This window comes from Streptomyces sp. NPDC087263, from assembly GCF_044744645.1.
Classification (GTDB): domain Bacteria; phylum Actinomycetota; class Actinomycetes; order Streptomycetales; family Streptomycetaceae; genus Streptomyces.
This window is the reverse complement of sequence record NZ_JBIUYT010000003.1, coordinates 561381-569498: the sequence shown is the minus strand read 5'-3', so window position 1 is coordinate 569498 and position 8118 is coordinate 561381. Positions and strand designations below refer to the sequence as shown.

Genomic DNA, 8118 nt, shown 5'->3' with positions numbered 1-8118 from the left:
ACAAGTCGGGACCACCGGACTGCCGACGGTTTCCAGAACGACCTGCCCGCCGTCGCGCGGGCGTGGTGGAGGGAGCGGGCAACAGGGTCGGCGGCCGACCACGACGTCGTGCTGCGTTCACACACAAGGCAGCCCTGAGGGTGACGGCACGCACGGGGCCGATGACCGGACGCGGGTCGTTGCCGTCACCGCGGAATACCGCAGCGGGATGCGGAGCAGACGTCAGGTCAGCGATGAAGAGGCGAGGCGACGGTGTGAGGCAGGCGAAAGCGGCCCAGTGATTTGTTTCCCGAAATCTTTTCGGCGGGCCTGTCGCATGTGACGTTCATGGCCTCACGTTCGAGCTGGCGCAAAACCTTGGTCAATTACCTGCTCGCGCCATTTCCTTGTTCATTCGAATTCCCCTCCGAAACTCCGTGATGCAGCCGCAATCATCAATCACAGGTTCGGCGAATGTCAACACTTGACGTTTCCCTTCCTCCCACAGAGAACAGGGGAGTTGACCCCAAGGCGGGACACCTCACACATACCCCGTCCGAGTACCACGAAAGAAGAATCCCCCCGAAACCCACATATGGGAAGAAAGATTCCACACCGCCAACGATCGCCCCCGACGAGGCAAAACGACGACACGAGTAAAGAAGACTTCATATTCTGACGACGGAACCGTATTAAGGCTTGGGAGCCGCGGAATGCGCGTGTCCGCGTGAACCGCGTGAACCACGCGGGACGACACGGAGTCATTGAAACCCGGTGACGGAGTCACCGCGATCGTCGGCAACGAGGGGCCGTCAGCCCTCCACCCGAGCCCTCGGGTGACGAGTCGTCAGCCATACACTCGCGCCCGGCATGAGGTCGACTTCACGCGGTCGACGGAACCCGAGGGGCCGCAACTGGTCCGCGTGGCGGGCGGAAACCGTGATCGCGACGGCTGTGGCGGCCTGGTCGTCAACGGCGCGCAGTCCCGGGGCCAGCAGCTCGGCGGCGACGGTATGATCCCAGGCGCTCGTGTCGTCCAGCGCGCCCGCGATGACCACCTTCCAGTGCGGCCCGTCGGGCTCCGCCTCCCTCAGCAACGCCGGCAGGACCGGACGATGCTGAGGGCCGATGGCGAGTTCACGGGAGAGAAGGCCGCTGAAGTACGTCTCGGGGGGCTCGGACTCCACGCCGGGCGGCAGCCAGACGGCAGCCGCGAGGAGCGCGCCGTCCTCATGCTCGGCCACCCATACCTGACCCTCTTCGAGGGCATGGTGAGCCAGCACAAGCCTCATGGCGCTCTGCGCCCGCTCCCAGTCCAGTGCAGAGCTGTCCAGGGCCGGGGATGACGGCGAGGACGGGGCCGAGGCCGGGACTGAAGGCGAGGTCGAGGGCGAAGGCAGGGTCGGTGCGATCAGGCGCACCACGGCGGGTACGTCCACCAGTCCCGCCGCACGCACGGATGTCCGAGGGCGTAGGTGAAGAGTCGTCATGTTCGTGTTCTCCCTTTCAGATGGCCCGGCTCATTCCGGTGAGGTCGGCCGTGGCCGGGCGCATCCGTCCGGTGGACGCAAACGCGGTGCGGAAAAGCCGGGTGGGTCGCAGGCCCGGCGCGGCGACCGGCTTCGTCCGGCGTGGCAGGCGCGGCTGGTCGTCACCGTCGTCGAAGCGGTCGGGATGGTCAGGGTCGTCGTGGTGGGGCTGGGGCTTGCTGAGCAGGACCACACCGCGGCCGGCCGCCGCTGCGCCCGCGAGGGCGAGCAGGGTGCCGGTCGCCCCGTACTGGAAGCCTTCGCCGAGCAGGATGATGCCGATGAGGGACGCCGTGACGGGGTTCACGAGGGTGAGCAGCGCGAGGGGGCCGCCGAGGCCGCTGCGGTAGGCCTTCTGGGAGAGCAGCAGCCCGGCCGCGGCGAACGCGGCGGTGAGGACCGTAACCACCGCCACGCTCCAGGACAACGCCGGTCCGACCGCAAGCTTCTGGGCCAGCGTGGAGCCGACTCCGGAAGCGATGCCGGAAGCTGCCGCGAAGGCGAGGCCGCCCGGGGCGAAGCGGCCCGAGGCGAGCCGGACGAGCACCGCGACAACGGTGGCGGCGGTGAGCGCGACCACCAGGACCTCGGTGGCGTGCAGGGTTTTGTCCGGCGCGTTGCCCGAGGCGGTGGCGGTCAGGAGCGCGGTGAGCCCGACGAGGGTGAGGGCCATGCCGCGCCACTGCGTTCCGGAGGTCCGGCGGCGGGCGGCCAGCGAGCCCAGGGGCACTGCCGCCACGAGGGTCAGCGCGCCGAGCGGCTGCACCAGGGTCAGCGGACCGTACCGCAGGGCGACCACGTGCAGCAGTGCGCCGGCGGCGTTGAGGAGGACCGACCACCACCAGGAGCCGCGGGTGAGGGCGCCGCGCAGGTTCGGCGTTCTGGCGGCGGTCCTCTCCTGGACCACGGCGGCCGTGGCGTAGCAGACCGCGGAGACCAGGGAGAGGGCGACAGCCAGGAACACCGGAGAGGTGGTCATCGCGCAGCCCGCGCCAGGACGGCCCGGACCAGCGCCGCGGATCCCGCCTCACGCGATACGTCGGACTTGCTACTGCTGCGGCTGGGCACGCCCCGAGCTCCCATCAATACGAAACGGTTTCGTACACATAAACTACGGTGACCTGGAACGAAACGCAAGCGTTTCTTTAATTCGGCGCTTGGCAGCACACCCACTCCGGTATGCCCTTCCGCGCCCGGCGGCACCCGCTGCGCACGTCCGCCACCGCCTGGACGCCTTCTTCGACCTCCTGTACGAGCAACGCGCCGGGTGCGACGCCCGGGATTATTGTCGGCGGTATGGACGGAAATCGCCCAGGGTGGCGCCAGTGTCTGCTCGGCGGGGCGGTGTTCGCCGTGTGCATGGCCGGCACCACGCTGCCGACCCCGCTCTACAGCCTCTACCAGAACAAGTTCGGCTTCTCCGAGCTGATGGTGACCGTCGTGTACGCCGTGTACGCCTTCGGGGTCATCGGTGTACTGCTGCTGGCAGGCAACGCCTCCGACGCCGTCGGCAGGCGGCCCGTGCTGCTGGCAGGCCTGGGATTCTCGGCCTTGAGCGCGGTCTGCTTCCTGTCCGCCGACGGGCTGACCTGGCTGTACGCGGGCCGGCTGATGTCGGGACTGTCCGCCGGCCTGTTCACCGGGGCCGCCACGGTGTACGTGCTGGAGCTGGCACCACACGGCGGCGCCGCCCGGGCCACGTTCGTGGCGACGGCCGTCAACATGGGCGGGCTCGGCTGCGGTCCGCTGCTCGCCGGAGTACTCGCGCAGTACGCCGACTGGCCGCTGTACCTGCCGTTCGCCGTGCACCTCGTGCTGGTGGCCGGCTCGGCCGTCGTCCTGCTGCGTCTGCCGGAGACCGTACGGGAACGACGGCCGCTGAGCACCGTCCGGCCGCAGCGGCCGGCCGTGCCCCCGCAGGTGCGGGCGGTGTTCGGGCCCGCGGCGATCGCCTCGTTCGTGGGGTTCGCACTGTTCGGGGTGTTCACCGCGGTCAGCCCGACGTTCCTCGAAGAGTCTCTGAACGTGGACAACCACGCCGTGAGCGGGCTTGTCGTCGCGGTGGGCTTCTTCGCCTCGGTCGCCGGGCAACTGCTGGTCGGCCGGGTCGGGGTGGGCCGGTCGCTGCCGCTGGGCTGTGCCGCACTCTTCGTCGCCCTTGCGCTGCTTGCGGGTGCGCTGCGGTGGGACCTGCTGTCACTGGTGGTGGCGAGCGCGCTCGTCGCAGGCGTCGGGCAGGGGCTGGCGTTCCGCGGAGCGCTGTCCGCGGTGGCCGAGGCCTCTCCCCCGGACCAGCGTGCGGCGGTGATCTCGACGCTGTTCGTGGTGGCGTACGCGGGCATCTCGGTACCGGTGATCGGTGTGGGGGTACTGGCGGGCCCGATCGGCCTGGAGGATGCGGGGCTGGTGTTCATCGCCTGCATGGCCGTCCTCGTCACGAGCGCGGCCGCCTATCTGCTGCGGCGACCGGTACGGGTGAGCGCGTGACCGCGGGCGGACGCGGACGAGCACGTGACCGCGGGCGGACGCGGACGAGCACGTGACCGCGGGCGGACGCGGACGAGCACGTGACCGCGGGCGGACGCGGACGAGCACGTGACGGCGGGCGGACGCGGCCCCCTGTCGCGCCCGCCCGCACACCTGTCAAGGCGTTCGGCCGCCCCCCGGACGGGGGTACGGCTCGGCGTGCTGTCCGGCAGCACATCCGCCCCCGCGCGGCTCGGCTCGTACTCGCACCGCGACGCCAAGAAGCACGCTGACGCCGCGCACCCACCCGCGTGCTGTCAGCCGCGCAAGGCCGCCGAGACCACGGTTTTCGCCTCCTCCTGGACCTGGCGGAGGTGGTCGGGTCCGAGGAAGGACTCGGCGTAGATCTTGTAGACGTCCTCGGTGCCCGAGGGACGGGCGGCGAACCATGCGTTGGCGGTCGTCACCTTGATGCCGCCGATGGACGCGCCATTGCCCGGAGCTTCGGTGAGTACCCCGGTGACCGCTTCCCCGGCCAAGGTGTCCGTGCTGACCTGCGCGGGCGAGAGCTTCGCCAGGAGGGCCTTCTCCTCACGGGTCGCCGGGGCGTCGATACGCTCGTACGCAGGTTCGCCGAAACGTGTGGTCAGCGCGGCGTAATGCTCCGACGGCGTCTTCCCGGTCACCGCGGTGATCTCGGAGGCGAGCAGAGCCAGGATGATGCCGTCCTTGTCGGTGGTCCACACCGAGCCGTCGCGGCGCAGGAAGGACGCACCGGCCGACTCCTCCCCGCCGAAGCCGAGTGAGCCGTCGGACAGTCCGTCCACGAACCACTTGAATCCCACCGGCACCTCGACCAGTCGACGGCCCAGGTCGGCGGCGACCCGGTCGATCATCCCGGACGACACCAGCGTCTTGCCGATCCCCGTGTCCGCGGGCCACTGCTCGCGGTGGGAGTACAGGTAGAAGATCGCGGCGGCGAGGTAGTGGTTGGGGTTCATGAGTCCGGCGTCCGGTGTGACGATCCCGTGGCGGTCGGCGTCGGCGTCGTTGCCCGTGGCGATCTGGAAGCGGTCGCGCTGCTCGATCAGCGAGGCCATGGCATAGGGCGAGGAACAGTCCATACGGATCTTGCCGTCCCAGTCCAGCGTCATGAACCGCCAGGTGGGGTCGGCAAGCGGGTTGACCACGGTGAGATCGAGGGCGTGCTGTTCGGCGATGCGTCCCCAGTAGGCGACCGAGGCCCCGCCCAGGGGGTCCGCGCCGATGCGCACGCCGGCCGCCCGGATCGCGTCCAGGTCCAGTACCTGCGGCAGGTCGGCCACGTAGGTGCCGAGGAAGTCGTAGCGGCCGGTGCCGGGGGCGGTCAGGGCCCTGGTGTAGGGGATGCGGCGTACGTCCTTGAGGCCGCCCGCGATGAGTTCGTTGGCCCGGTCCTGGATCCAGCCGGTCGCCTCGGAGCCCGCCGGGCCTCCGTTCGGCGGGTTGTACTTGAAGCCCCCGTCGGCGGGTGGGTTGTGGGAGGGGGTGACCACGACCCCGTCCGCGAAGCCCGCGGACCGACCCCGGTTGTGGGCGAGAATGGCGTGCGAGACGGCCGGTGTGGGCGTGTAGCCGTCCGCGCTGTCGAGGAGCACCGACACCTCGTTGGCCGCGAACACCTCAAGGGCGGTGACCTTGGCGGGCTCCGAGAGGCCGTGGGTGTCGGCGCCCAGGAAGAGTGGCCCGTCGATGCCCTGGGCGTCGCGGTACTCGCAGATCGCCTGGCTCGTCGCCGCGATGTGGTCCTCGTTGAACGCGGTCGCCAGTGAGGACCCGCGATGCCCGGACGTCCCGAAGGCGACGCGCTGACCGGGTTCTGCCGGGTCGGGGTGCAGCGAGTAGTACGCCGTGACCAACCGGGCTACATCGACGAGGTCCTCGGGGCCTGCCTGTCGGCCCGCTCGCTCGTGCGGCATGGGCGCGCACCTCCACATCGGTTGTTCTTCGTTTGTGGTCTTATCTTTCCTCACCGGACCTACGCGGTCGCACCCTGGTGCGACGCCGGCCGGAAGCCGCGCCGGACGTGCCGCCGGGACGGTCCGGCCATCGGCCGCTGCGAACGCTTGGGGCGACGGATGACTCACCGCGCATTGTTCTGTCCCGCATCGTTGTGTCGCCCTTTGCCCCCGTCGTCCACCGGCAGCGGCAGCGGCATCGGCATCGGTGAGGCGTTCCCCGCGGTGAGGTTTTCCAGTACCTCCACCAGATCCTGACAGGCCAGTTCGACGGATCGTCTGGTGTTGCGCTGCTCAGTGATCACGGCCGACAGGAGCAGAGCGGTCAGGGCCATGGCTCCGTTGAAGGCCTGGAGTTTGATCATCAGCGCGGTATCACTCAACCGCCCGAACGGACCGACCCGGTCCGTGGCGGCGACGGTGGCCAGCACGGAGGCGAAGAGGGCGCAGAGCACACTGCCTCCCTGCGGGAAACGCAGCGCTGCCCAGACCAGCAGCGGATAGACGAGAAACAGCAGACTGATCGGGCTGTACGCAGCGATCGGCACGAGGACGCAGGCGACGAGCGTCAGTACCGCGGCCTCCTTCCATCGCGTCGCGCGCAACGGCAGACGTATCCGGTACAGCATCAGAAGGACCGGGGTGACGATCAGGACACCCATCGCGTCGCCCACCCACCACGCCAGCCACACCGGCCAGAAGTTGTGCGCGGCGATCTTGCCCGTGAGAACCAGAACGCCGACGTCAACCGTGGCGCTGATCATCATGCTGCCGAGGGCCCCCAGGAACACCAGGGCGAGGCCGTCGCGCAGACGGCTGAGGTCGGTCCGGAAGCCCAGTCTGCGCAGCATGAGATAGGCGCAGACGGGAGCGGCGGTGTTGCCCGCGATGATGCCGATCGCAGGGGGCTGGAGCGAGGCGAGGGTGATGACGACAAGGAGGGCACCGATCGCGATCCCGAACCAGCAACGGATCCCGAAGATCAACAGGCCGGCCACCGCCACGCCCGTGGGCGGCCAGATGGGTGTGAAGACCGCGCCCTCGACAGTGAGCCGCCGCAGGAGTCCCAGGCGCCCTGCCGCGAAGTAGCAGGCGGCCACGGCCAGCGTCTGGAAGGCGACGACGGCCGGTCGGCGCAGCTCGCGTGTACCCACCACAGCAGCCATCAGACACCCCTGCCGCCCCGTCGGCGAGGCGAGGCAGCCGGGAATGTGACGACAGGATCTAGGGCCGAAGGCCCGACGGGTCGTGGCCTACCACCAGTACGGCCGCGTCGTCCTCGTGTCCGACGCGCTCTGCGCCCTTGATCACCCCGGCGGCGAGTGAACCGGCCGACAGGCCGGCCACGGCGGCGATGCCCGCGAGTCGCACCACCTGATCGAGCCCCTCCTCGACGCTCATCGAAGGGCCCTCCACCACACCGTCGGTCAACAGCACGAACAATCCGCCGGTGGTGAGCCGGTACCGGGTGACCGGGTACTCCGTCCCGCCCTCTACGCCCAACGGTGGCCCTCCTTCGTCCTCGGTGATGCCGGATTTTCCGTCCGCCGTCGCCCAGACGCACGGTATGTGCCCGGCCCGTGCGCTCTCCAGCACTCCGGTGGACGGGTCGAGCCGCATGAACGTGCAGGTGGCGAAGAGGTCGGTGCCGATGGACAGGAGGAGGTCGTTAGTCCGTGCGAGGAGTTCTCCCGGCTCGCTCGTGACGGAGGCCAGCGCCCGAAGCCCGACCCGGACCTGGCCCATGAACGCGGCCGCCTCGATGTTGTGTCCCTGGACATCACCGATGGAGAGCCCGATACGTCCGTCGGGCAGCTCGAAGGCGTCGTACCAGTCACCGCCCACATTGAGGCCGTAGCAAGCCGGTGCGTACCGGACGGCCACGTCGAATCCGGGGGCGGTCGGCATGGCTCCGGGGAGCATGCCGCGTTGCAGCGCGATGGCCAACTCGACCTGCGAGCGCTGGAACTCCGCACGCTCACGCGCCTGCGCGGTCAGCGACCCGAGCCGGGCCAGCAGCTCGTCGCCGTCGTCCGTCGGTCGCTTGCGGGACATCGACCACCCCGGGAGGAAGCTGCTTCATCAAGGCACATCATCAACGCGCACCATCAAGGCAAGGTACATATTGCCCCTCTTTCGGATAATAA

At 69.5% G+C, this 8118-nt stretch carries 6 protein-coding genes; 1 reads left to right on the top strand and 5 read right to left on the bottom strand.

All coding sequences use genetic code 11. From position 1 onward, the window contains the following. Window positions 1–791: 791 nt before the first annotated feature. On the bottom strand, window positions 792–1469 hold the full coding sequence (locus tag ACIPC1_RS11935) for a hypothetical protein (RefSeq protein ID WP_402515798.1): 678 nt from the start codon (window positions 1467–1469) through the stop codon (window positions 792–794). A gap of 16 nt (window positions 1470–1485) precedes the next feature. Further along, entirely contained in the window at window positions 1486–2487 is a 1002-nt protein-coding gene (locus ACIPC1_RS11930; protein ID WP_402515796.1) for a hypothetical protein, read from the bottom strand. A gap of 317 nt (window positions 2488–2804) precedes the next feature. Here ACIPC1_RS11930 and ACIPC1_RS11925 point away from each other — a divergent pair, with 317 nt between their 5' ends. Next, complete coding sequence (locus tag ACIPC1_RS11925; protein ID WP_402515793.1) at window positions 2805–3995, top strand: MFS transporter; 1191 nt, start codon at window positions 2805–2807, stop codon at window positions 3993–3995. Between the two features lie 296 nt (window positions 3996–4291). On the opposite strand, the gene pgm is transcribed toward ACIPC1_RS11925, so the two are convergent. The 3 genes from pgm to ACIPC1_RS11910 form a co-directional block, all read right to left on the bottom strand. Beyond that, complete coding sequence (pgm, locus tag ACIPC1_RS11920; protein WP_402515790.1) at window positions 4292–5932, bottom strand: phosphoglucomutase (alpha-D-glucose-1,6-bisphosphate-dependent); 1641 nt, start codon at window positions 5930–5932, stop codon at window positions 4292–4294. Window positions 5933–6096: 164 nt separating this feature from the next. Then, on the bottom strand, window positions 6097–7128 hold the full coding sequence (locus ACIPC1_RS11915; protein WP_402516294.1) for an MASE1 domain-containing protein: 1032 nt from the start codon (window positions 7126–7128) through the stop codon (window positions 6097–6099). A 67-nt stretch (window positions 7129–7195) separates the two neighbouring features. Beyond that, window positions 7196–8026, bottom strand: coding sequence for a PP2C family protein-serine/threonine phosphatase (locus ACIPC1_RS11910; protein WP_402515787.1), 831 nt, complete (start codon window positions 8024–8026; stop codon window positions 7196–7198). Between the last annotated feature and the right edge of the window lie 92 nt (window positions 8027–8118).

Bases quoted from the DNA above. Each gene is read 5' to 3' on its own strand.
- ACIPC1_RS11935 (WP_402515798.1), bottom strand. From the start codon at position 1,469: ATGACGACTCTTCACCTACGCCCTCGGACATCCGTGCGTGCGGCGGGA.
- ACIPC1_RS11930 (WP_402515796.1), bottom strand. From the start codon at position 2,487: ATGACCACCTCTCCGGTGTTCCTGGCTGTCGCCCTCTCCCTGGTCTCC.
- ACIPC1_RS11925 (WP_402515793.1), top strand. From the start codon at position 2,805: ATGGACGGAAATCGCCCAGGGTGGCGCCAGTGTCTGCTCGGCGGGGCG.
- pgm (WP_402515790.1), bottom strand. From the start codon at position 5,932: ATGCCGCACGAGCGAGCGGGCCGACAGGCAGGCCCCGAGGACCTCGTC.
- ACIPC1_RS11910 (WP_402515787.1), bottom strand. From the start codon at position 8,026: ATGTCCCGCAAGCGACCGACGGACGACGGCGACGAGCTGCTGGCCCGG.